Here is a 19,774-nt window from a genome sequence, read left to right on the forward strand (position 1 = left end):
TCCTTGTTTCTGGCTATCTCAACGACAGGCGTTGGGTGTTCTGAGTCAGGCGACCAGGTCTACCTTTCCGCTCGCCAGGCGATAGATGCCGCCCACTATTTTCAACGTACCTTTGCTGAGGGCATCAGTCAGAATGGGTGAGGCGTTTTTGAGTTTGTTGACCGAGTCTTTGACATTTTGCGCTACAGCGTTGGCAGGAAGACTCCCTGATTCTTTTAGCACTTTCTCGATAGAAGCCTTGAGTGCATCAGTCAGTTTTGGGATGTGGCCGGGGAAAACGGTTTGATCTTTTACTGCTTTTATACCTGCATTGATAGCGCCGCAGTCTTCATGCCCGAGCACGAGAATCAGCGGTGAGCCGAGCACCGCGATTGCGTACTCAAGGCTTGCCAGGCCTTCATCAGTAACGAAGTTACCGGCGACACGTATGGAGAAAAGATCTCCGCGTGCAGTGTCGAAAGCGTACTCGGGGGCGATGCGAGAGTCAGAGCAACTGAGCACCGACACAAACGGGTTCTGGCCTGAGACCAAGGCTTCTCGTTCGGCTTTGAAGTCATGCGTCTTGGAAGTGCCCGAAACATACCGTTCGTTTCCCTCAATAAGCCTTTGAAGGGCCATGTCGGGGTTGATTGCGTTTTGCGGTTTTGGGGGTGGCGCCGTTTTCTCCGCAGCGTGGAGGAGTTGGCCAGGCAAGGCGCCAGCCAACAACAGTGCTCCTGCGCTAAGTCCGGCAAGCTGAAGGAACTTACGGCGGCCACTCGTTTTTTGAAGCGGATTTGAATCACATGATTCACACATGGCTTGTGTACTCAGGTGAATTGGGAGGGGGGGGCTTGCTGTCAAAAGCGAGCAGAAACCTTCAGCTCTTGATGGATGGAGTCTAGACGGTCTGTGACGTTATGTTTCTGGCGTCATATTCAGGCCTGCGGGTATGGCGGGTGATGGCTTGTTTCAACTGGAACTTTCCAAGGATCCATAAAAAAATTGTGGATATTTAATGGGTTACGATATTTTTTAACCAACTAGTGACCTAAAATATATTGTTACAAGTAAGTCGTTGGGATATTATCGCCCCGCGTTCACCACCACGGTTTATGCATTTTTAAGTCCCAAGCTTCCATCAGCTGCTTGGGATTTTTTTTGCCTGAGATTTGTCCCGCACCTTCGAACTGCTGTTGCGCCTATCCCCGGCAGCAACGCTATTTGACGATCCATTGACTCAATCCCTGATAAAGCGCCCTGCGCTCAAATCGGGCAAGTCCCGGTTTTTTGGGCTACTACTGACTGGCTAAACTCAAACTCGGTCTGACGGGGGTATATCAATGCTGGTTCATTGGTCACTTGCAGCAATTCACCTGCTGGCTTTTGCGCTGGGCTTCTGGGCGGTTTTGACCCGAGGGACGGCGTTCAGTCGCTTGGCGGCCGGGACGGGGGAGGTGCGTCGCGTACTGATGGCCGATAACCTATGGGGGATCAGCGCAGTCATCCTCTTGGTCAGCGGTGGAATGCGGGCCTTTGGCGGATACGAGAAAGGCACCGATTATTACCTGCACCAGCCACTGTTTCATCTCAAGATGACGCTCTTCGTGCTTATCCTGCTGCTAGAAGTCGCACCCATGGTGACACTGATCAAATGGCGAATTGCGCTTGGCCGTGGTGCGGCGATCGATGCCGGGCGCGCAAAACTGTTTGCCCGTTTCAGTCACATCGAAGCGCTGCTGGTGTTGCTGATGGTCATTGCTGCGACGGGTATGGCGCGCGGGGTGACGTTAGGTTAAGCGGGTGCGATCAGGTCCTTCCTCGGGTTTATTCAGAAATGTCTGACAGCCATGGCATGTGACATGCCGGTAGTATCGACGTCTTGCCGGGAGGGGAGAGGGTGAGCAATTAAACGGCGGGCACTACAGCGCCCGAATCTTTAGCCAGCCGATGTTCAGGGCGAACGGGCTGGCTACTGACTGCAACAGGATTCAGGGAGTTTGTGGCTTGTCTGGCGCGGTGAGGCCAGCCTGAATGCGCTGATAGATTTCTTCACGATGCACTGCAACGTCTTTCGGAGCGTTGATGCCAATCCTGACTTGCTGGCCGCTCACGCCCAGGATGGTGATCGTAATGTCGTCACCGATGTTTATGCTTTCACCGACTTTGCGGGTGAGTATCAGCATGGTCTTCTCCTTGATTGCTTTGTAGGGCACCTGATTCGAACAGTGCAGAGGTCGGTGTTATGTATAGATTAGTGCGAAGTCTCACGGTTTGGGTGCCTCTTTCTGACGCGCAGATGCTGCATTAATTCCCAAGGCGTAACTATACAGAGGCTGCCATCATCATTCTCGTTGTTTTGAGTCCATTTTGCGGCACTCGAGAAGTATTCATGGGTGTTAAAATCGCCGCTTTCGGCATTCAGAGGGAACCGTTGTGCGCAAAATGGTCTTGGTATTCGCTGTACTGGCGTTGGCTGGGTGCGGTGAGGGTAAGGGGGTTGACGCTCAAAGCCTAAGCCGGCAGTCGTTTCCGCTCCAGTAACGGCTACCGGGCCGCAATGGGATCTCGAGGTGCGAGGCGAAACAACCCAGGCTGTCAGCGATCTGAGCGGCTGGTTGATCGAGCATAGCTTCGTTTCCAACGTCATCATGGAAAATGGCAAGACGCGCATTCTGATGGGGCCATTCAGTTCGAAAGCCGAGGCCGAGGCCAAGCAGTCAGAGGTGGCGGCGGCGCTGGTTCGGGCCAAGAAGCAGAACATCGAATTGCTGGTGCTTGAGCATCCTTTGGCTCAGTGACAGTGGCAGATAGAAATAAAAAAGGCCTCGGGTATTACACCGAGGCCTTTTGTTTTTCAGCGGCTATCAACCGCAGGCTTTCATGTCCACCGGCCCGACAAACTCATTGCCGCGACCCATGACGCACGCCACGCTTTGGTTGCGCTGACGTTCCCAGGCTTCCACCGGATAGGTTTTGTTCCAGGCTTCGTACAGTTGGCGATCCTGTTTCGACAGGCTCAAGCCGTATTGCTTGCTCATGTAAAAATAAGTCCGGGCGATCATGCCGCGAATGGATGGGCGGGGCATGACCTTCTTTGCCTTGAAGTCGACTTGGGTCAAGCACGAGCCATATTGACCGGTCTGCACCGGCAACCAACCAAAACTGAAGTTATTGCGATCGCCATTCACTTCGCCAATGCTCGGCACCAGGTTGTGCAAATCGGCTTCGGCCTTCTGGTAAGCCGGATCGTAACGGGTGCAGTTCTTGCGTCCGCCTTCCTGCCAGCACTGGCGCTGATGGCCGATCTGCCACGCCGGGACAATGTGCTCCCACTCGATGCGAGCCGCGCGTTTGGCATTTTTGCGTGGCACATAACCACAGGCCGCCAGGTTCACCTTGTTGCCGGTGTATTTGCAACCGCAATAAAACTCGGTGGATTGCGGTGCGTACAGCTTCCAGGCGACTTTTTTGGCTTCATTGAAAGTGCGTGGGGCGGCGGCCTGGGCGCCGAAGGTGATGAACAAAAACAGCAAAGCAAACCAGCGGACGCTCATTGACTCAATCTTCCTTCGGTACAACCCAGAAAATCTGCACACCGCCATCGTCGCGATAGGCGAGGGTGACGTTGTCGTTCTCGTCGATTTCTTCGAGCAATTGCTCCCACTCATCCACGGGTTCATCCGGCAGGCGGAAGATCAGTGCGGCTTTGGCTTTTTGAGCGGTGGGGGAATTGATGATTTTCTGAACGCGCATGCCCATGCGTTCATAGGTGCCAGGAGAGGTGGAGGTGGTAGCCACGGGATTATCCTTATTAAGCTGTACGTGCATACAGTATTTAACTGTAAGCATTTTCGCAACTGCTTAAAATTCAAGAAAATCCTCTGACAGTGGTTTTTTCCATTTGGTGTAGGAAGAGGGAAATTTTTTTGTCGGCGTTTTGCGGAGGGCGTTAACCACTCGTCAACGCTGACGAGTGGTGAATAAAGTGCCCGACCAGAACCGGTCGGGCGAGGGCGAATCAATATTCCCAGAACATCCGTTGCAGCTCTTTGCTGTCGTTGGTCTTGGTCAGTGCAACCATGGCCAGGATGCGGGCTTTTTGCGGGTTCAAATCGTGCGCGACAACCCAGTCGTATTTGTCGTCAGGCTGTTCGGCGTTACGCAGGACGAAACCGCCAGCGTTCACGTGAGACGAACGAATGATTTGAACGCCGTCCTTGCGCAGGGCTTGCAGGGCTGGAACCACGCGAGAGGAAACCGAACCATTGCCAGTACCGGCATGGATGATTGCTTTGGCGCCGGACTGTGCCAGTGCCTTGTAGGCCGTGTCGCTGACGTTGCCGTAGGAATAGGCGATTTCTACGTCAGGCAGGCTCTTGATGGTTTTGATGTCGAATTCCGAATCCATGGTGTGACGCTTGGCCGGCAGGCGGAACCAGTAGGACTTGCCTTCAACCACCATGCCCAACGGACCCCAGGCACTTTTAAACGCTTCCGTCTTGATGTTGATCATCTTGCTGACGTCGCGACCCGACTGGATCTCGTCGTTCATGGTCACCAGGACGCCTTTGCCGCGCGCTTCTTTGCTGCTGGCGACGGCGACGGCGTTATACAGGTTCAACATGCCGTCGGCCGACATCGCAGTGCCTGGACGCATGGAGCCGACGACGATGATCGGCTTGTCGGTTTTTTCCACCAGGTTCAGGAAGTAAGCGGTTTCTTCCAGGGTGTCGGTGCCGTGGGTGATCACGATGCCATCGACGTCTTTGCTGTCGGCCAGTTCGGCCACGCGACGGCCCAACTGAAGCAGGTTGTCATTGGTGATGCTTTCCGAGGCGATCTGCATGACTTGCTCGCCACGAACATTAGCCAATTGGCTCAGTTCCGGAACGCCGGCAATCAACTGTTCGATGCCAACTTTTGCCGCTTGGTAAGTTGCGCTGTTCGCGGCGCTCGCGCCTGCGCCGGCAATGGTGCCGCCGGTGGCCAGGATGACCACGTTCGCCAACTTCTGTTTGGTTTCGACTTCTTTTGCTTGAAGGGCAGCAGGCAGGAGGAGCAAGAGGGCCAAAGCGCCCGGAATAAAAGTATTGAAAGCAGATTTCATTATTTTCTCTCTAGTAGTGAGACGGTGCTGATGCAAGTTCATCTAGATGCGCCCCTGGCAGATCTGAACGCCGGGGGTATGGGTGAAGAGCAGGATCTGTACCAGTCAAACGTCGATAGAAAAAAATATCTAACCTTATGATTTATATAGGTAATTGTTTTTAGTCTGATGCATGTTAAACGTCCTGTTGTCCGGGTTTCCGAATGTGGTGTGCGTTTGCGTTCGGCTCTCCGAAAATGCCTACGACTTTTGCTGGCAAGTTCGCCTTGCCAGATCTGCAATCAGTGCTAAAGAAAACCTTGTGCAGGTCGATGGCCCTGAAAGGTTATTTTTCTTACAGGAGTTAACGTGTCCTTCTCTATCGGTTTTCCAAATGCAGGCGCGATCACCATCGGTGGCAAATCCCCGTCAACGATCAATGCCTTGAGCGAAGCGACGGCAGATGCCTCGACAGAGGTTCTGGATAAGGACGAGGGCCGCGACAACCAGGTTCGAACCGGTGGCGGAGCGCAGGGCGCCGAAGCCAGGTCCGAAGGCGGCAGCACCCAAAGTATTGCGGTGCAAACGCTGCTCAAGCGTATGCAGGAACTGCAACAGCAACTGCGCGAACAACAGCAGCAATTGGCCGCCGCTCAGGCAGCGACTTATCCGACGCCGGAAGCCAAGGCCACAGCGGTCATGTCGATCCAGGGACAGATCGCCGACACCACCGGAGCGCTGTCACAAGTGACGGGTAATCTGGTGAAAGAGCTGGCCAAGGACTCCAGTACGGGTGGCCTGATCAGCACCACTGCGTAACGTGGAGGGGGAGGTTTTGTTTGCGAAGACGCCAAACAGCTCGTTGACAAATCCTGGCAGGATTCGCATAGTTCGGTCTACGCAAACGTTTGCGCGACCCTGTTCGCAGTCTGACTCCTGACGATTGGGGTCCAGGCGTTACTCCAGCGCAAGCACTGCTCACAATAATCATAAGATCGGAGTGAACCCATGAAGCTGCCATTCGCTGGACGTCTTCTTGCTGTCGCTATGCTGGCTGTCGCATCCGCTGCACTGCCTGTCTCATCGGCATTCGCCGAGTCTCCTGAAAAACCCAAAGTCGCGCTGGTCATGAAGTCCCTGGCCAACGAATTCTTCCTGACCATGGAAGATGGCGCCAAGGCCTACCAGAAAGACCATTCCGGCGAATTCGAGTTGATCTCCAACGGCATCAAAGACGAAACGGATACCGCTGGCCAGACACGCATCGTCGAGCAAATGATCCTGGCTAAAGTCAATGCGCTGGTCATCGCTCCGGCGGATTCCAAAGCCATGGTTCCGGTGATCAAGAAAGCCATCGATGCCGGCATTACCGTGATCAACATCGACAACCAACTGGATCCTGCTGTCCTCAAAAGCAAGAGCATGACAGTGCCGTTCGTGGGCCCGGATAACCGCAAAGGCGCGCGTCTGGTCGGCGAGTACCTGGCCAAGCAACTGAAGGCCGGTGACGAAGTCGGCATCATCGAAGGCGTGTCCACCACCACCAACGCCCAGGCCCGTACCGCTGGTTTCAAAGATGCGATGGAAGCGGCGCAGATCAAAGTCGTTTCACTGCAGTCTGGCGACTGGGAGATCGACAAGGGCAACAAGGTTGCCGCCTCGATCCTCAGCGAGTACCCGGATGTCAAAGCCCTGCTGGCCGGTAACGACAGCATGGCCGTCGGTGCCGTTTCCGCCGTGCGTGCAGCGGGCAAGGCCGGCAAGGTGCAAGTGGTCGGTTACGACAACATCAACGCCATCAAGCCGATGCTCAAGGACGGTCGCGTTCTGGCGACCGCCGACCAGTTTGCAGCCAGGCAAGCGGTGTTCGGTATCGAGACTGCGCTGAAGATCATCAAGGGCGAGAAGGTCGACAGCGGCACCAACGGCGTGATTGAAACCCCGGTAGAACTGGTTACCAAGTAGGCCTTCTGGCGACACAACGGTGCTCGCCCGTCGGGGCGGGCACATGGAGAGTTTTATGTCCGTTTGCGCCCCGAACGCTGTCCTCTCGGTCAGCGGTATCGGCAAGACCTACGCTCAACCTGTCCTGACCGGCATTGACCTGACGCTGATACGCGGCGAAGTGCTGGCGCTGACCGGCGAGAATGGCGCGGGTAAAAGCACGCTGTCGAAGATCATTGGCGGGCTGGTGACGCCGACCACTGGCCAGATGCAGTTTCAGGGGCAGGATTACCGCCCCGGCAGTCGGACCCAGGCCGAAGACCTGGGCATCCGCATGGTCATGCAGGAACTCAATCTGTTGCCGACACTGTCGGTGGCGGAAAACCTGTTTCTCGATAATTTGCCCAGTACCGGTGGCTGGATCAGTCGCAAGCAACTGCGCAAGGCGGCGATCGAGGCCATGGCCCAGGTCGGCCTCGATGCGATCGATCCGGACACTCTGGTCGGCGACCTCGGTATTGGTCACCAGCAAATGGTCGAGATTGCCCGCAACCTGATTGGCGACTGCCATGTACTGATCCTCGACGAGCCGACGGCCATGCTGACGGCGCGCGAAGTCGAGATGCTGTTCGAGCAAATCACCCGCCTTCAATCGCGAGGCGTGTCGATCATCTATATCTCTCACCGCCTCGAAGAGTTGGCGCGGGTCGCCCAGCGCATTGCGGTTTTGCGCGACGGCAACCTGGTCTGCGTCGAGCCGATGGCCAATTACAACAGCGAGCAATTGGTCACCCTGATGGTCGGTCGCGAGCTCGGCGAACACATGGACATGGGGCCACGCAAGATCGGCGCTCCCGCGTTGACGGTCAAGGGCCTGACCCGCTCCGATAAGGTTCGCGATGTGTCCTTCGAAGTTCGCGCTGGCGAAATCTACGGTATCTCCGGATTGATCGGGGCAGGGCGCACCGAGTTGCTGCGTCTGATCTTCGGTGCCGATACCGCCGACAGTGGCACGATCGCGTTGGGGTCACCGGCCCAAGTGGTGAGTATCCGTTCGCCGGCCGATGCGGTGAGTCACGGCATCGCTCTGATCACCGAAGACCGCAAGGGCGAAGGCTTGCTGCTGACCCAGTCGATCAGCGCCAACATTGCCATGGGCAACATGCCGGTGATTTCCAGTGCTGGTTTCGTCAACAACGCAGACGAGATGTCTTTGGCCCAGCGTCAGATCGACGCCATGCGTATTCGCAGCTCGAGCCCGACGCAACTTGTCTCCGAGCTGTCCGGTGGCAACCAGCAAAAGGTCGTGATCGGCCGTTGGCTGGAGCGTGACTGCTCGGTGATGTTGTTCGATGAGCCAACCCGTGGCATCGATGTCGGCGCCAAGTTCGACATATACAGTTTGCTTGGCGAGTTGACTCGACAGGGCAAGGCGCTGGTGGTGGTGTCCAGCGACCTGCGCGAGCTGATGCTGATTTGCGACCGGATCGGCGTGCTGTCGGCGGGGCGCCTGATCGACACGTTCGAGCGTGACCGCTGGACCCAGGATGACTTGCTTGCCGCCGCTTTTGCCGGCTACCAAAAACGTGATGCGCTGCTCAATGAAGCGGCGCCTAGGGACCTTCCATGAAAACTGCATCTTCTGCCAGCAAACGTAGTGGCAATTTCTACGGTCTGGGCACCTATCTGGGCCTGGCCGGTGCCTTGCTGGCGATGATTGCGCTGTTCTCGGTATTGAGCAGCCACTTTCTGTCTTATGACACTTTCAGCACGCTGGCCAACCAGATTCCCGATTTGATGGTGCTGGCGGTCGGCATGACTTTCGTGTTGATTATCGGTGGCATCGACCTGTCGGTCGGCTCGGTGTTGGCACTGGCGGCTTCAACCGTCAGTGTGGCGATTCTCGGCTGGGGCTGGAGCGTTCTGCCGGCGGCACTGCTTGGAATGGCGGCGGCAGCATTGGCCGGGACCATCACCGGTTCGATCACCGTGGCCTGGCGGATACCTTCGTTCATTGTGTCTTTGGGTGTGCTGGAAATGGCCCGGGGCGTGGCCTATCAGATGACCGGTTCACGCACGGCCTACATCGGAGATGCCTTCGCCTGGCTGTCCAACCCGATTGCCTTCGGCATCTCGCCGTCGTTCATCATCGCCTTGCTGATTATCTTCGTTGCCCAAGCCGTGTTGACCCGTACGGTGTTCGGTCGTTACCTGATCGGCATTGGCACCAATGAAGAAGCGGTGCGTCTGGCTGGGATCAATCCAAAACCTTACAAGGTGCTGGTGTTCAGCCTGATGGGGCTATTGGCCGGTATTGCTGCGCTGTTTCAGATCTCCCGGCTGGAAGCGGCAGATCCGAATGCCGGCTCCGGGTTGGAGTTACAGGTTATCGCTGCCGTTGTTATCGGCGGCACCAGTTTGATGGGAGGACGTGGCTCTGTGATCAGCACGTTCTTCGGGGTCCTGATCATTTCCGTATTGGCGGCCGGTCTGGCGCAGATCGGTGCGACCGAGCCTACCAAGCGCATCATCACCGGCGCAGTCATTGTTGTGGCGGTGGTGCTGGATACTTATCGCAGTCAACGCGCAAGCCGGCGGACCTGAATCATGGCAACGATCAAGGATGTAGCCGCACTGGCGGGCATTTCCTACACCACGGTGTCCCATGTGGTGAACAAGACCCGACCGGTCAGCGAAGAAGTGCGGGTCAAGGTCGAGGCGGCAATCAAAACCCTGGATTACGTGCCGAGTGCCGTCGCCCGCTCGCTGAAAGCCAAGACCACCGCCACCATCGGTTTGTTGGTTCCTAACAGCCTCAACCCGTACTTCGCCGAGTTGGCGCGAGGCATCGAAGACTACTGCGAGCGCAAGGGTTATTGCGTAATCCTGTGCAACTCCGATGACAACCCGGACAAGCAACGCAGCTACCTGCGTGTGTTGCTGGAAAAGCGTATTGACGGTTTGATCGTGGCGTCGGCGGGTGGCGATGCGGGGTTGGCGCAAGGCCTGGCCGGCGTGCGTACGCCGATGGTCATCGTCGACCGCGGGCTGGAGGGTGTGAATGTCGATCTGGTACGCATCGACCACGAATACGGCGCCTATCTGGCCACGCGACATTTGCTGGAACTGGGGCATCGGGACATCGCCACCATCGGCGGCCCTTCGGGCACCAGTGTGGCGCAAATGCGTCTGGCCGGTTATTGCCGTGCCTTGCACGAGGCGGGCGTCGAAGTGAATCCCGAGCGCATGCTGGAAAGCGATTTCACCAGCACCGGGGGATACAGCGCGGCCGCGATTTTGCTGGAGCGCAATGCTCCCAGTGCGATCTTCGCCGGCAACGACATGATCGGCATCGGTGTGTTGCGAGCGGCTGCCGAGCGCAACATTCGCGTACCCACTGAATTGTCGGTGATCGGCTTCGACGATATCCAGATGAGCCGTTACGTTTACCCGGCGTTGACCACGGTGGGGCAGTCGATCCTGCAGCTCGGTGAGATGGCGGCGGAAGTACTTTTGCGCAGGATTGCGACCCCGGATATGGCCACTGATCAACGGATTGTGACGCCCAGTATTGTCTTGAGAGAGTCGACTGCGCCGCTCGCCGGTGTGTTCGTCCAGTACCGTTGAAATAGAAAAGCCGTTAAACCAAAAGCACCGCCGATACAGAATTGATGAGTAGCAATGTATGCCAGCAAAAGTAGTGGTGATAGGCAGCCTGAACATGGACCTGGTAACCCGGGCGCCAAGGTTGCCGCGTGGCGGTGAAACGCTGATCGGTCAGTCGTTTGCCACTGTATCCGGTGGCAAGGGCGCCAATCAGGCCGTCGCAGCAGCCCGGTTGGGCGCCGAGGTGTCGATGGTCGGTTGCGTGGGCAACGATGCCTATGGCGCAGAACTGCGCGGAGCGCTGTTGGCCGAGGGCATCGATTGTCAGGCCGTCAGCACGGTCGAAGATTCCAGCGGCGTCGCATTGATCGTGGTCGATGACAACAGTCAAAACGCTATTGTCATTGTCGCGGGTGCCAACGGATCGCTGACGCCGCAAGTCATCGACCGTTTTGACGCCGTGTTGCAGGCGGCGGATGTGATTATTTGTCAGCTGGAAGTACCGGATGCAACGGTGGGCCATGCCCTCAAGCGGGGCCGTGAGCTGGGCAAGACCGTCATTCTCAACCCTGCGCCCGCCAGCCGCCCATTGCCGGCTGACTGGTTTGCCGCCATCGATTACCTGATCCCCAACGAAAGCGAAGCTTGCGTCCTGAGTGGTATGCCGGTGGATTCCCTGGCGTCGGCTGAAGCCGCTGCGACCCGATTGGTTGCCATGGGGGCCGGTAAGGTGATTATCACTTTGGGCGCCCAGGGCTCGCTGTTCGCCGATGGCTCGCGCCTGGAGCATTTTCCCGCACCGAAGGTGAAGGCAGTCGATACCACAGCCGCCGGGGACACCTTCGTCGGTGGTTTTGCCGCCGCATTGGCCGCTGGAAGCAGCGAAGCCGAAGCGATCCGGTTCGGTCAGGTCGCAGCGGCGTTGTCGGTCACCCGGGCTGGCGCACAACCTTCGATTCCCACGTTGTCTGACGTACAGGCGTTCAAAGCACCATGAAAAAAACACCGCTGCTCAATATCGCGCTGTCTCGGTTGATCGCCTCCCTGGGGCACGGCGACATGGTCGTCATCGGCGATGCCGGTCTGCCGGTGCCATCAGGCGTCGAACTGATTGATTTGGCGCTGACTCAAGGGATTCCGGATTTCATCAGTACCTTGAAGGTTGTGCTGAGCGAAATGCAGGTCGAAAGCCATCTTCTGGCCCAAGAGATCCTGAGCAAGCAGCCGCCAGCATTGAGTGTGCTGGACGAACTGAATGCCGAAGGTCAGCTGGGTTCGCGCCAGTTGCTCAGTCATGACCAGTTCAAGGTCCTCAGCCGACAGGCACGGGCGATTGTTCGTACAGGAGAATGTGCACCGTACTGCAACATCGTGTTGGTGTCGGGAGTGACATTCTAACGCTGCCTACATTCGTTTCCCCCCAAGCACAAGGAGTGCGACATGAACCGCTATGCTGAGAAACTGCACCATCTGCTCCGGAGTCTGCTGCTTTTGTCCCTGATTACTGCAACGAGCGCCCAAGCGGCGGACAAGATCGACTTGATCATCGACACCGATCCGGGCGCCGACGATGTGGTCGCTTTGCTGTTCGCCCTGGCATCACCCGAAGAACTGAACATTCGTGCGCTGACCACCGTGGCCGGCAATGTGCGACTGGACAAGACATCGCGTAACGCGCGACTGGCACGTGAATGGGCGGGGCGCGAAGATGTGCCGGTGTATGCCGGAGCGCCGAGGCCCCTGATACGTGCCCCGATCTATGCCGAGGACATTCATGGCAAGGAAGGGCTGTCGGGTATCACCGTTCATGAGCCGAAGAAAGGCCTGGCTGATGGCAATGCAGTCAATTACCTGATTGATACCTTGAGGGCTGCCAAGCCCCACAGCATCACCATCGCGATGCTCGGTCCACAGACTAATCTGGCCCTGGCGCTGATCCAGGAACCTGGAATCGTTCAGGGCATCAAGGAGGTGGTGGTCATGGGTGGTGCGCATTTCAACGGTGGCAACATTACGCCGGTGGCCGAGTTCAACTTGTTCGCCGACCCGCAGGCCGCCGAAGTCGTATTGAAAAGTGGCGTGAAGCTGACCTATCTATCGCTGGACGTGACCCATAAAATCCTCACCAGCGAATCGCGCCTGAAGCAAATTGCCGCGCTGAACAATAATGCCAGCAAGCTGGTGGGCGATATTCTCAACGAATACATCAAAGGCGATATGGAGCACTACGGCATTGCGGGTGGCCCAGTGCACGACGCGACCGTCATCGCCTACCTGCTCAAGCCCGAACTGTTTAGCGGTCGCTCAGTCAACGTGGTTGTTGATAGTCGCGACGGCCCGACCTTTGGCCAAACCATTGTCGACTGGTATGACGGACTGAAAGCGCCGAAGAATGCTTTTTGGGTCGAAAGTGGCGACGCTCAGGGTTTCTTCGACTTGCTGACTCAGCGCCTGGCTCGTCTGAAGTAAAACCACCCGCCCGCAGGTGCCAGCCTGCGGGTTTTACGCCCGTCCTGCCTCTGCCGCGGCCTTTTGGTCCGCCAGGTGTTTTTCGAAAATCTGTTCGATGAAAGACTGTGCGGCCTCAGTCCCCAAGTCCCTGACGAGCAGGTCGATGCCGATAATGGCGAGTTCTTCCGTACTGCTTGGGCTGTAAGAGCTGTGCCCGTCTTGCCACTTGGCTTTGATGTCGGCGTCGATGCTTACGGTGGTCATGATGGCACTCGTTAAGTCGGGAAAGTCTGAATGTCGAGTTAACCATTTTTGCGCGGTGTTTGGCACTCCGACTTAGGCATGAGGGGAGGGCTATGCGACACTTGGTTTTTGGCGAATTTTCAAGGACCGCGCTGTGCAGATCGATTTGAACACTCCTGACGGTTTAACCCTTGAGGCGGTACGCCAGTTATTGGCATCCGCCAGTGACGACGAGCACACTCAGTTGCGGGTTACCAAGGGCGGTATCGCCTACATTTCTTCCGGCGTTGTCGGCGGCACTGATATCGACGGGCTGAGATTTCGGCTGGAGACGTGGGCTAAAGGCTCGGGATATGTAGGCTTGGTCGCAGCCAGTGACGAGGTCTGGGTCATGCAGATCTTCAATGCGCTGAAAGACAACTGGCCGAACCCACCGTATGACTACATCGACGTTTATTAAGCGCTATTAATATTCAGTCACGATTGAGTGCTAAAGGGCAGGGCAATGCTCAGGCAAACTCAGCGCTCGTCTGAAATGGGGGCGGGGTGATGGCATTCACCTTGAAACCAATCGCCAGAACGGCGGTCGCACGATCTCAGCTTAACTATTAAAAAAGGAGGTTTCATGCCTTGGAAGCTCGCGTCATTGGGTGCCTTGTTGGCCGCTACTCTGCTGGCAGGTTGCAGCAGCACGTCGCCTGAGTCGGCAACGGACCCTGTAACGACGACTGACACGGGTCATAGCCGCTGTGAAGCAAAGGCTGCCGAATTCACCCTTGGCAAACCAGCCTCACCGCAACTGCTGGAACAGGCGCGCACTCGCGCAGGCGCACAGAACGCGCGGTTCCTGATGCCGACCGATATGGTCACTCTGGAGTACCGCTCTGACCGCTTGAACCTGAACACCGATGCCAATCGGGTGGTCACTCGCGTCAACTGCGGCTGATCGCACCAGGCTTTTGTTTCGCCCATAAAAAACCCCGCCACATGGACGGGGTTTTTTTAGTGCGGCTGAAAATTACTCAGCGCGGACTTGTGCAGCTTGCATACCCTTTTGGCCTTTCTCAGCCACGAAGGAAACGGTCTGGCCTTCTTTCAGGCTTTTGAAACCGTCGCTTTCGATAGCTTTGAAGTGTACGAACAGGTCGTCACCGCCACCTTGAGGAGTGATGAAGCCGAAGCCTTTTTCATCGTTGAACCATTTAACGGTGCCGGTTTGGCGATTAGACATGGTGTATCTCCAAGAAACATATATTTTCAGTAGTGCTGTGCTGCTCAGGCCAACTGGGCACACCCGAGTATCATAGTCGAAATGTTCGCTTTGGGAGCCCCCGGACGTGCTGTTTGCCTTGCTGTCGAGTGTTCTTTGGTGCTTCATGTGGCTGAAAGCCCCGATTTAAAAGGCTTTCAGCCGAAAGTAAAGACGATAAAAAAAGCTGTAAAACCTTGAAAAATGTCTGACAAAGCGGCATTTAGGCTCATTTTTTGGTCATTGCAGCTGAAAAAATGAATGCGTGAGGCCTATTTTTTCGCGCCGGTATCGACCCTGCAGGTGGCGATTTTATGCATGGCCTCATTCCCCAGTTCTTGACTTGCTTTGCCATCCATCAACGCCTGAAGGTCTTTGGCTGGATAGGATTTGAGCTGATCGGCGCCGCAAGCACAGACGGCTTTGGCCTTCGCATCACCGATTTTTTGCGCCGCTGCAGGGACGCATTGCGCCATGTATTTCTCGCGCTCGCCCTTTGGCCAGTCGGCATGGGCGGCCAATGGCAACAGCAGAATGAAGGGGGCGGCTACGGCGAACAAACGGTTCAGACGCATGCTGGGATGCTCCTTGTGAGTCAATGACTTGTTATCTGAGGGGCAAAGCGGTGTTCAGTTCAGCACTCTGGCATAAAAATGCCCAATGTGCCTGCGCACAAAGTCTGCTTGCATCGACGACCGTTCATCTGTGCTAGCATGCCACGCTCGGGCGTTTGCAAGCTCCGGATGACCTTCAGTCCCGGTGGCGGCAACTGCGCGAATAACCCTGATTTGAATCCCAGTCACTCTGGTTCGGTTTTCCGGTTGGCCGCAAGGCTCCTGCCGCTGTAAGGCAGGCGTTCGTCATTGAATGGCCTGGATCGGATCTTGTACTGGCTCATCCCAACCCACGTGACCTTTGGTAGGGGTCACCACTAGGAGAGGAGGCGCCATGCCAACTATTACTCTTCCCGACGGCAGTCAACGTTCATTCGATCACCCAGTTTCCGTAGCCGAGGTCGCCGCATCCATTGGTGCAGGTCTGGCCAAGGCCACCGTGGCCGGCAAGGTCAATGGCAAGCTGGTCGACGCCAGCGACATCATCGACAGCGATTCCACGCTGCAAATCATTACGCCAAAGGATGAAGAGGGGCTGGAGATCATTCGCCACTCTTGCGCCCACCTGGTTGGCCACGCGGTCAAGCAGTTGTACCCGACCGCCAAAATGGTGATCGGGCCGGTCGATTGACGAAGGCTTCTATTACGACATCGCCTTCGAGCGTCCTTTTACTCCGGACGACCTGGCCGCCATCGAACAGCGCATGCAACAGCTGATCGAAAAAGATTACGACGTGATCAAGAAAGTCACTCCGCGCGCCGAAGTGATCGAAGTGTTCAAGGCCCGTGGTGAAGACTACAAACTGCGCCTGGTCGAGGACATGCCGAACGAACAGGCCATGGGTCTGTACTATCACGAAGAATACGTCGACATGTGCCGCGGTCCGCACGTGCCGAACACGCGCTTCCTGAAGTCCTTCAAGCTGACCAAGCTGTCCGGCGCCTACTGGCGTGGCGATGCCAAGAACGAGCAATTGCAGCGCGTTTACGGCACCGCGTGGGCAGACAAGAAGCAACTGGCGGCTTACATCCAGCGCATCGAAGAAGCTGAAAAGCGTGATCACCGCAAGATCGGCAAGCGCCTGGGCCTGTTCCACACCCAGGAAGAGTCGCCGGGCATGGTGTTCTGGCACCCGAACGGCTGGACTCTGTACCAGGTCCTCGAGCAGTACATGCGCAAGGTTCAGCGCGACAACGGCTACCTGGAGATCAAGACTCCTCAGGTCGTTGACCGCAGCCTGTGGGAGAAATCCGGGCATTGGGCCAACTACGCCGACAACATGTTCACCACCCAGTCAGAAAACCGCGACTACGCCATCAAGCCGATGAATTGCCCTTGCCACGTGCAAGTGTTCAATCAAGGCCTGAAAAGCTACCGCGAGTTGCCGATGCGCCTGGCCGAATTCGGTGCCTGCCACCGTAACGAGCCATCGGGTGCGCTGCACGGCATCATGCGTGTGCGTGCGTTCACTCAGGATGACGCCCACATCTTCTGCACTGAAGAGCAGATGCAGGCTGAATCCGCAGCGTTCATCAAGCTGACCATGGACGTTTACGCCGATTTCGGCTTTAAAGACGTCGAGATGAAGCTGTCCACTCGTCCGGAAAAACGCGTTGGTTCCGACGAATTGTGGGATCGCGCCGAAGCTGCATTGGCTGCAGCCCTTGATAGCGCTGGCCTGCCGTACGACTTGCAGCCGGGCGAAGGTGCGTTCTACGGTCCGAAGATCGAGTTCTCGCTGAAAGATTGCCTCGGTCGCGTCTGGCAGTGTGGTACCCTTCAGCTCGATTTTAACCTGCCTGTCCGTCTGGGAGCCGAATACGTCTCCGAAGACAACAGTCGCAAGCACCCGGTAATGTTGCACCGGGCGATCCTGGGTTCCTTCGAGCGTTTCGTCGGAATTCTGATCGAGCACTACGAAGGGGCATTCCCCGCGTGGCTGGCGCCGACCCAGGCAGTGATCATGAATATCACTGATAAACAGGCTGATTTCGCCGCCGAAGTTGAAAAAACTCTCAACGAAAGCGGGTTTCGTGCCAAGTCTGACTTGAGAAATGAAAAAATCGGCTTTAAAATCCGCGAGCATACTTTGCTCAAGGTTCCCTATCTCTTGGTTATCGGAGATCGGGAAGTCGAGATGCAGACTGTCGCTGTGCGTACTCGTGAAGGTGCTGACCTGGGCTCGATGCCCGTCGCCCAGTTCGCTGAGTTTCTCGCGCAAGCGGTTTCCCGGCGTGGTCGCCCAGATTCGGGTAATTATTATTAAGCGTGAAATGAGACAAGATAAACGAGCTGCACCGAAAGCCCCGATCAACGAGAATATCTCGGCACGCGAGGTTCGGTTAATTGGGGCTGAGGGTGAGCAGCTTGGGATTGTGTCAATTGAAGACGCGCTTCTTAAGGCTGAAGAGGCCAAGCTGGATTTGGTGGAGATTTCCGCCGATGCAGTACCCCCTGTTTGCAAGCTGATGGACTACGGCAAGTCGATCTTCGAGAAGAAGAAGCAGATTGCTGCGGCCAAGAAAAACCAGAAGCAGATTCAGGTTAAAGAAATCAAGTTTCGTCCAGGGACGGAGGAAGGGGATTACCAGGTAAAACTGCGCAACCTGGTACGTTTCCTGAGTGATGGGGACAGGGCCAAGGTATCCTTGCGATTCCGCGGCCGTGAGATGGCCCACCAGGAGCTGGGGATGGAACTCCTCAAGCGAGTTGAAGGTGACTTGCTCGAGTACGGTTCGGTCGAACAGCATCCTAAGATGGAAGGACGCCAGCTGATCATGGTCATCGCCCCGAAAAAGAAGAAGTAATCAACAGGGCACGGCAGGCCTTCTGATTATGTTTATCAACTGAATGCGGAGTATCCGAACATGCCAAAAATGAAGACCAAAAGTGGTGCTGCTAAGCGGTTTCTGAAAACTGCTAACGGTATCAAGCACAAGCACGCTTTCAAGAGCCACATCCTGACTAAAATGTCGACCAAGCGTAAGCGTCAACTGCGCGGTAGCAGCTTGCTGCATCCGTCTGACGTGGCAAAAGTCGAGCGCATGCTGCGCCTTCGTTAATTTTAGTCAAGAATAGAGGAAGTAACTCATGGCTCGTGTAAAGCGTGGCGTCATTGCCCGTAAACGTCACAAAAAAATTCTGAAACTTGCTAAAGGCTACTACGGCGCTCGCTCGCGCGTATTCCGTGTTGCCAAGCAAGCGGTAATCAAGGCAGGCCAATACGCCTACCGTGACCGTCGTCAGAAAAAACGTCAGTTCCGCGCTCTGTGGATCGCTCGTATCAACGCTGGTGCACGTATCAACGGTCTGTCCTACAGCCGTTTCATCGCCGGCCTGAAAAAAGCGTCCATCGAGATCGACCGTAAGGTTCTGGCTGATCTGGCAGTGAACGAAAAAGCGGCGTTTGCTGCGATTGTCGAGAAAGCTAAAGCCACCTTGGCTTAAGTACCCCCGACAGTCACCCGGCCTCACCTCTGTGGGGCCAGGTGTTAAACGTCATAAATAGGGGAAGAGCCTTCAAGCTCTTCCCCTATTTTGTATCTGGAGTCTGTACATGGAAAACCTGGACGCGCTCGTCTCTCAAGCACTAGAGGCTGTGCAAAGCGCTGAAGATATCAATGCCCTGGAGCAAATCCGGGTTCACTACCTTGGCAAAAAGGGTGAATTGACTCAGGTGATGAAGACCCTGGGGAATTTGCCGGCAGAAGAGCGTCCGCAAGTCGGTGCGCTGATCAACGTTGCCAAGGAGCGTGTCACAGAGGTTCTCAATGCGCGCAAGGCACTGTTTGAAGAGGCTGATCTAGCCGCCAAACTGTCCGCCGAGTCGATTGACGTGACCCTGCCTGGCCGCGGCCAGACCTCCGGTGGTCTGCATCCGGTTACCCGCACTCTGGAACGTATCGAACAGTTCTTCACCCATATAGGCTACGGCATCGCCGAAGGCCCTGAGGTCGAAGACGATTATCACAACTTCGAAGCACTCAACATCCCAGGCCATCACCCGGCCCGGTCGATGCATGACACCTTCTATTTCAATGCAAACATGTTGCTGCGCACCCATACCTCGCCGGTACAGGTCCGCACCATGGAATCAAAACAGCCGCCGATCCGCATCGTCTGCCCAGGCCGTGTGTACCGTAGCGACTCGGATATCACCCACTCGCCGATGTTCCACCAGGTCGAAGGCCTGCTGGTCGATCGCGATATCAACTTCGCCGACCTGAAAGGGACTATCGAAGAATTCCTGCGCGTGTTCTTCGAAAAAGAACTGGCCGTGCGTTTCCGCCCATCCTACTTCCCGTTCACCGAGCCATCCGCAGAAGTCGACATGGAATGCGTGATGTGCAGCGGTAAAGGCTGCCGTGTCTGCAAGCAGACGGGCTGGCTGGAAGTGATGGGCTGCGGCATGGTTCACCCGAACGTGTTGCGTATGTCCGGGATCGACCCGGAAGAGTTTTCGGGCTTTGCCTTCGGCATGGGCGTTGAGCGTCTAGCCATGCTGCGTTACGGCGTGAACGACTTGCGTCTGTTCTTCGACAACGACTTGCGGTTCCTCGCGCAATTTCGCTAGTCGTAACGAATTCTTAGGAGAGCAG

At 56.3% G+C, this 19,774-nt stretch carries 23 protein-coding genes and 2 pseudogenes; 17 read left to right on the forward strand and 8 right to left on the reverse strand.

Annotated features, from left to right (window positions below; all coding sequences use genetic code 11):
• Positions 1-45: 45 nt before the first annotated feature.
• A complete protein-coding gene (locus AB4N76_RS24435) occupies positions 46-798 on the reverse strand; it encodes a carbonic anhydrase (RefSeq protein ID WP_046028255.1) in 753 nt (250 codons plus the stop codon).
• A 524-nt stretch (positions 799-1,322) separates the two neighbouring features.
• On the opposite strand from AB4N76_RS24435, the gene AB4N76_RS24440 reads away from it, so the two are divergent.
• A complete protein-coding gene (locus tag AB4N76_RS24440; RefSeq protein WP_046028254.1) occupies positions 1,323-1,778 on the forward strand; it encodes a DUF2214 family protein in 456 nt (151 codons plus the stop codon).
• 192 nt (positions 1,779-1,970) lie between these two features.
• Here AB4N76_RS24440 and csrA read toward each other — a convergent pair whose 3' ends face one another.
• Complete coding sequence (gene csrA, locus AB4N76_RS24445; RefSeq protein WP_007938114.1) at positions 1,971-2,165, reverse strand: carbon storage regulator CsrA; 195 nt, start codon at positions 2,163-2,165, stop codon at positions 1,971-1,973.
• Between the two features lie 250 nt (positions 2,166-2,415).
• Here csrA and AB4N76_RS24450 point away from each other — a divergent pair.
• Positions 2,416-2,780 (forward strand): annotated as a pseudogene (locus tag AB4N76_RS24450) (SPOR domain-containing protein).
• Between the two features lie 66 nt (positions 2,781-2,846).
• Here AB4N76_RS24450 and AB4N76_RS24455 read toward each other — a convergent pair.
• From AB4N76_RS24455 to AB4N76_RS24465, 3 genes are all read right to left on the reverse strand, one after another.
• Positions 2,847-3,536 carry an endonuclease gene (locus AB4N76_RS24455; protein ID WP_046028251.1) on the reverse strand — a complete coding sequence of 230 codons (690 nt, stop codon included), beginning with the start codon at positions 3,534-3,536 and terminating at the stop codon, positions 2,847-2,849.
• A gap of 4 nt (positions 3,537-3,540) precedes the next feature.
• Complete coding sequence (locus AB4N76_RS24460; protein WP_046028250.1) at positions 3,541-3,831, reverse strand: DUF1654 domain-containing protein; 291 nt, start codon at positions 3,829-3,831, stop codon at positions 3,541-3,543.
• A gap of 169 nt (positions 3,832-4,000) precedes the next feature.
• Entirely contained in the window at positions 4,001-5,089 is a 1,089-nt protein-coding gene (locus AB4N76_RS24465) for an asparaginase (RefSeq protein ID WP_046028247.1), read from the reverse strand.
• Positions 5,090-5,437: 348 nt separating this feature from the next.
• Here AB4N76_RS24465 and AB4N76_RS24470 point away from each other — a divergent pair, with 348 nt between their 5' ends.
• The 8 genes from AB4N76_RS24470 to AB4N76_RS24505 all read left to right on the forward strand — a co-directional run bounded on the left by AB4N76_RS24470 (position 5,438) and on the right by AB4N76_RS24505 (position 13,087).
• Positions 5,438-5,887 (forward strand): hypothetical protein, encoded by a 450-nt coding sequence (locus tag AB4N76_RS24470; protein ID WP_460163622.1) that lies wholly within the window; start codon positions 5,438-5,440, stop codon positions 5,885-5,887.
• Between the two features lie 189 nt (positions 5,888-6,076).
• Positions 6,077-7,033 (forward strand): sugar ABC transporter substrate-binding protein, encoded by a 957-nt coding sequence (locus AB4N76_RS24475; protein WP_046028244.1) that lies wholly within the window; start codon positions 6,077-6,079, stop codon positions 7,031-7,033.
• A 55-nt stretch (positions 7,034-7,088) separates the two neighbouring features.
• Positions 7,089-8,642: a sugar ABC transporter ATP-binding protein gene (locus AB4N76_RS24480; protein WP_077430514.1), complete on the forward strand. Its 1,554-nt coding sequence runs from the start codon at positions 7,089-7,091 to the stop codon at positions 8,640-8,642.
• Positions 8,639-9,616 (forward strand): ABC transporter permease, encoded by a 978-nt coding sequence (locus AB4N76_RS24485; protein ID WP_046028242.1) that lies wholly within the window; start codon positions 8,639-8,641, stop codon positions 9,614-9,616. The genes AB4N76_RS24480 and AB4N76_RS24485 overlap by 4 nt, the downstream gene beginning before the upstream one ends.
• 3 nt (positions 9,617-9,619) lie before the next feature.
• Positions 9,620-10,639 carry a LacI family DNA-binding transcriptional regulator gene (locus AB4N76_RS24490; RefSeq protein ID WP_046028241.1) on the forward strand — a complete coding sequence of 340 codons (1,020 nt, stop codon included), beginning with the start codon at positions 9,620-9,622 and terminating at the stop codon, positions 10,637-10,639.
• 58 nt (positions 10,640-10,697) lie between these two features.
• The gene (gene rbsK, locus AB4N76_RS24495; RefSeq protein WP_077430513.1) at positions 10,698-11,615 is read left to right on the forward strand and encodes a ribokinase; all 918 of its coding nucleotides are present in this window, start codon (positions 10,698-10,700) and stop codon (positions 11,613-11,615) included.
• The gene (gene rbsD, locus AB4N76_RS24500; protein WP_460163623.1) at positions 11,612-12,016 is read left to right on the forward strand and encodes a D-ribose pyranase; all 405 of its coding nucleotides are present in this window, start codon (positions 11,612-11,614) and stop codon (positions 12,014-12,016) included. The genes rbsK and rbsD overlap by 4 nt, the downstream gene beginning before the upstream one ends.
• A 42-nt stretch (positions 12,017-12,058) precedes the next feature.
• Positions 12,059-13,087 (forward strand): nucleoside hydrolase, encoded by a 1,029-nt coding sequence (locus AB4N76_RS24505; RefSeq protein ID WP_077430511.1) that lies wholly within the window; start codon positions 12,059-12,061, stop codon positions 13,085-13,087.
• 33 nt (positions 13,088-13,120) lie between these two features.
• On the opposite strand, the gene AB4N76_RS24510 is transcribed toward AB4N76_RS24505, so the two are convergent.
• Positions 13,121-13,333, reverse strand: coding sequence for a hypothetical protein (locus AB4N76_RS24510; protein WP_046028234.1), 213 nt, complete (start codon positions 13,331-13,333; stop codon positions 13,121-13,123).
• Between the two features lie 133 nt (positions 13,334-13,466).
• On the opposite strand from AB4N76_RS24510, the gene AB4N76_RS24515 reads away from it, so the two are divergent.
• Both AB4N76_RS24515 and AB4N76_RS24520 read left to right on the forward strand, forming a co-directional pair.
• Positions 13,467-13,772 carry a hypothetical protein gene (locus AB4N76_RS24515; protein ID WP_019649602.1) on the forward strand — a complete coding sequence of 102 codons (306 nt, stop codon included), beginning with the start codon at positions 13,467-13,469 and terminating at the stop codon, positions 13,770-13,772.
• 165 nt (positions 13,773-13,937) lie between these two features.
• On the forward strand, positions 13,938-14,258 hold the full coding sequence (locus tag AB4N76_RS24520; protein WP_046028232.1) for an I78 family peptidase inhibitor: 321 nt from the start codon (positions 13,938-13,940) through the stop codon (positions 14,256-14,258).
• Between the two features lie 72 nt (positions 14,259-14,330).
• On the opposite strand, the gene AB4N76_RS24525 is transcribed toward AB4N76_RS24520, so the two are convergent.
• Both AB4N76_RS24525 and AB4N76_RS24530 read right to left on the reverse strand, forming a co-directional pair.
• Positions 14,331-14,543, reverse strand: a complete 213-nt coding sequence (locus AB4N76_RS24525; protein ID WP_007905882.1) for a cold-shock protein — start codon at positions 14,541-14,543, stop codon at positions 14,331-14,333.
• Between the two features lie 290 nt (positions 14,544-14,833).
• Complete coding sequence (locus tag AB4N76_RS24530; RefSeq protein ID WP_046028231.1) at positions 14,834-15,136, reverse strand: hypothetical protein; 303 nt, start codon at positions 15,134-15,136, stop codon at positions 14,834-14,836.
• 373 nt (positions 15,137-15,509) lie between these two features.
• Between AB4N76_RS24530 and thrS the strand changes: the two are divergent.
• The 5 genes and pseudogenes from thrS (at position 15,510) to pheS (ending at position 19,749) form a co-directional block, all read left to right on the forward strand.
• Positions 15,510-17,442 (forward strand): annotated as a pseudogene (gene thrS / locus AB4N76_RS24535) (threonine--tRNA ligase).
• Positions 17,432-17,983 carry a translation initiation factor IF-3 gene (gene infC, locus AB4N76_RS24540; protein WP_172435341.1) on the forward strand — a complete coding sequence of 184 codons (552 nt, stop codon included), beginning with the start codon at positions 17,432-17,434 and terminating at the stop codon, positions 17,981-17,983. Before thrS ends, infC begins: the two are co-directional and overlap by 11 nt.
• Positions 17,984-18,043: 60 nt before the next feature.
• Positions 18,044-18,238: a 50S ribosomal protein L35 gene (rpmI, locus tag AB4N76_RS24545; RefSeq protein WP_002553160.1), complete on the forward strand. Its 195-nt coding sequence runs from the start codon at positions 18,044-18,046 to the stop codon at positions 18,236-18,238.
• Positions 18,239-18,266: 28 nt separating this feature from the next.
• A complete protein-coding gene (gene rplT / locus AB4N76_RS24550) occupies positions 18,267-18,623 on the forward strand; it encodes a 50S ribosomal protein L20 (protein ID WP_007905879.1) in 357 nt (118 codons plus the stop codon).
• Between the two features lie 109 nt (positions 18,624-18,732).
• The gene (gene pheS, locus AB4N76_RS24555) at positions 18,733-19,749 is read left to right on the forward strand and encodes a phenylalanine--tRNA ligase subunit alpha (protein WP_007905876.1); all 1,017 of its coding nucleotides are present in this window, start codon (positions 18,733-18,735) and stop codon (positions 19,747-19,749) included.
• Positions 19,750-19,774 lie beyond the last annotated feature (25 nt).

The organism is Pseudomonas sp. S2_F03 (assembly GCF_054668335.1).

What these genes read in the sequence shown, in the direction of transcription:
- AB4N76_RS24485 (WP_046028242.1), top strand. Translation starts at nt 8,639, where the DNA reads ATGAAAACTGCATCTTCTGCCAGCAAACGTAGTGGCAATTTCTACGGT.
- AB4N76_RS24490 (WP_046028241.1), top strand. Translation starts at nt 9,620, where the DNA reads ATGGCAACGATCAAGGATGTAGCCGCACTGGCGGGCATTTCCTACACC.
- AB4N76_RS24475 (WP_046028244.1), top strand. Translation starts at nt 6,077, where the DNA reads ATGAAGCTGCCATTCGCTGGACGTCTTCTTGCTGTCGCTATGCTGGCT.
- csrA (WP_007938114.1), bottom strand. Translation starts at nt 2,165, where the DNA reads ATGCTGATACTCACCCGCAAAGTCGGTGAAAGCATAAACATCGGTGAC.
- AB4N76_RS24510 (WP_046028234.1), bottom strand. Translation starts at nt 13,333, where the DNA reads ATGACCACCGTAAGCATCGACGCCGACATCAAAGCCAAGTGGCAAGAC.
- AB4N76_RS24460 (WP_046028250.1), bottom strand. Translation starts at nt 3,831, where the DNA reads ATGCTTACAGTTAAATACTGTATGCACGTACAGCTTAATAAGGATAAT.
- rbsD (WP_460163623.1), top strand. Translation starts at nt 11,612, where the DNA reads ATGAAAAAAACACCGCTGCTCAATATCGCGCTGTCTCGGTTGATCGCC.
- AB4N76_RS24465 (WP_046028247.1), bottom strand. Translation starts at nt 5,089, where the DNA reads ATGAAATCTGCTTTCAATACTTTTATTCCGGGCGCTTTGGCCCTCTTG.
- rbsK (WP_077430513.1), top strand. Translation starts at nt 10,698, where the DNA reads ATGCCAGCAAAAGTAGTGGTGATAGGCAGCCTGAACATGGACCTGGTA.
- AB4N76_RS24505 (WP_077430511.1), top strand. Translation starts at nt 12,059, where the DNA reads ATGAACCGCTATGCTGAGAAACTGCACCATCTGCTCCGGAGTCTGCTG.
- AB4N76_RS24525 (WP_007905882.1), bottom strand. Translation starts at nt 14,543, where the DNA reads ATGTCTAATCGCCAAACCGGCACCGTTAAATGGTTCAACGATGAAAAA.
- AB4N76_RS24520 (WP_046028232.1), top strand. Translation starts at nt 13,938, where the DNA reads ATGCCTTGGAAGCTCGCGTCATTGGGTGCCTTGTTGGCCGCTACTCTG.
- AB4N76_RS24435 (WP_046028255.1), bottom strand. Translation starts at nt 798, where the DNA reads ATGTGTGAATCATGTGATTCAAATCCGCTTCAAAAAACGAGTGGCCGC.
- rplT (WP_007905879.1), top strand. Translation starts at nt 18,267, where the DNA reads ATGGCTCGTGTAAAGCGTGGCGTCATTGCCCGTAAACGTCACAAAAAA.
- rpmI (WP_002553160.1), top strand. Translation starts at nt 18,044, where the DNA reads ATGCCAAAAATGAAGACCAAAAGTGGTGCTGCTAAGCGGTTTCTGAAA.
- AB4N76_RS24440 (WP_046028254.1), top strand. Translation starts at nt 1,323, where the DNA reads ATGCTGGTTCATTGGTCACTTGCAGCAATTCACCTGCTGGCTTTTGCG.
- AB4N76_RS24480 (WP_077430514.1), top strand. Translation starts at nt 7,089, where the DNA reads ATGTCCGTTTGCGCCCCGAACGCTGTCCTCTCGGTCAGCGGTATCGGC.
- pheS (WP_007905876.1), top strand. Translation starts at nt 18,733, where the DNA reads ATGGAAAACCTGGACGCGCTCGTCTCTCAAGCACTAGAGGCTGTGCAA.
- AB4N76_RS24455 (WP_046028251.1), bottom strand. Translation starts at nt 3,536, where the DNA reads ATGAGCGTCCGCTGGTTTGCTTTGCTGTTTTTGTTCATCACCTTCGGC.
- AB4N76_RS24530 (WP_046028231.1), bottom strand. Translation starts at nt 15,136, where the DNA reads ATGCGTCTGAACCGTTTGTTCGCCGTAGCCGCCCCCTTCATTCTGCTG.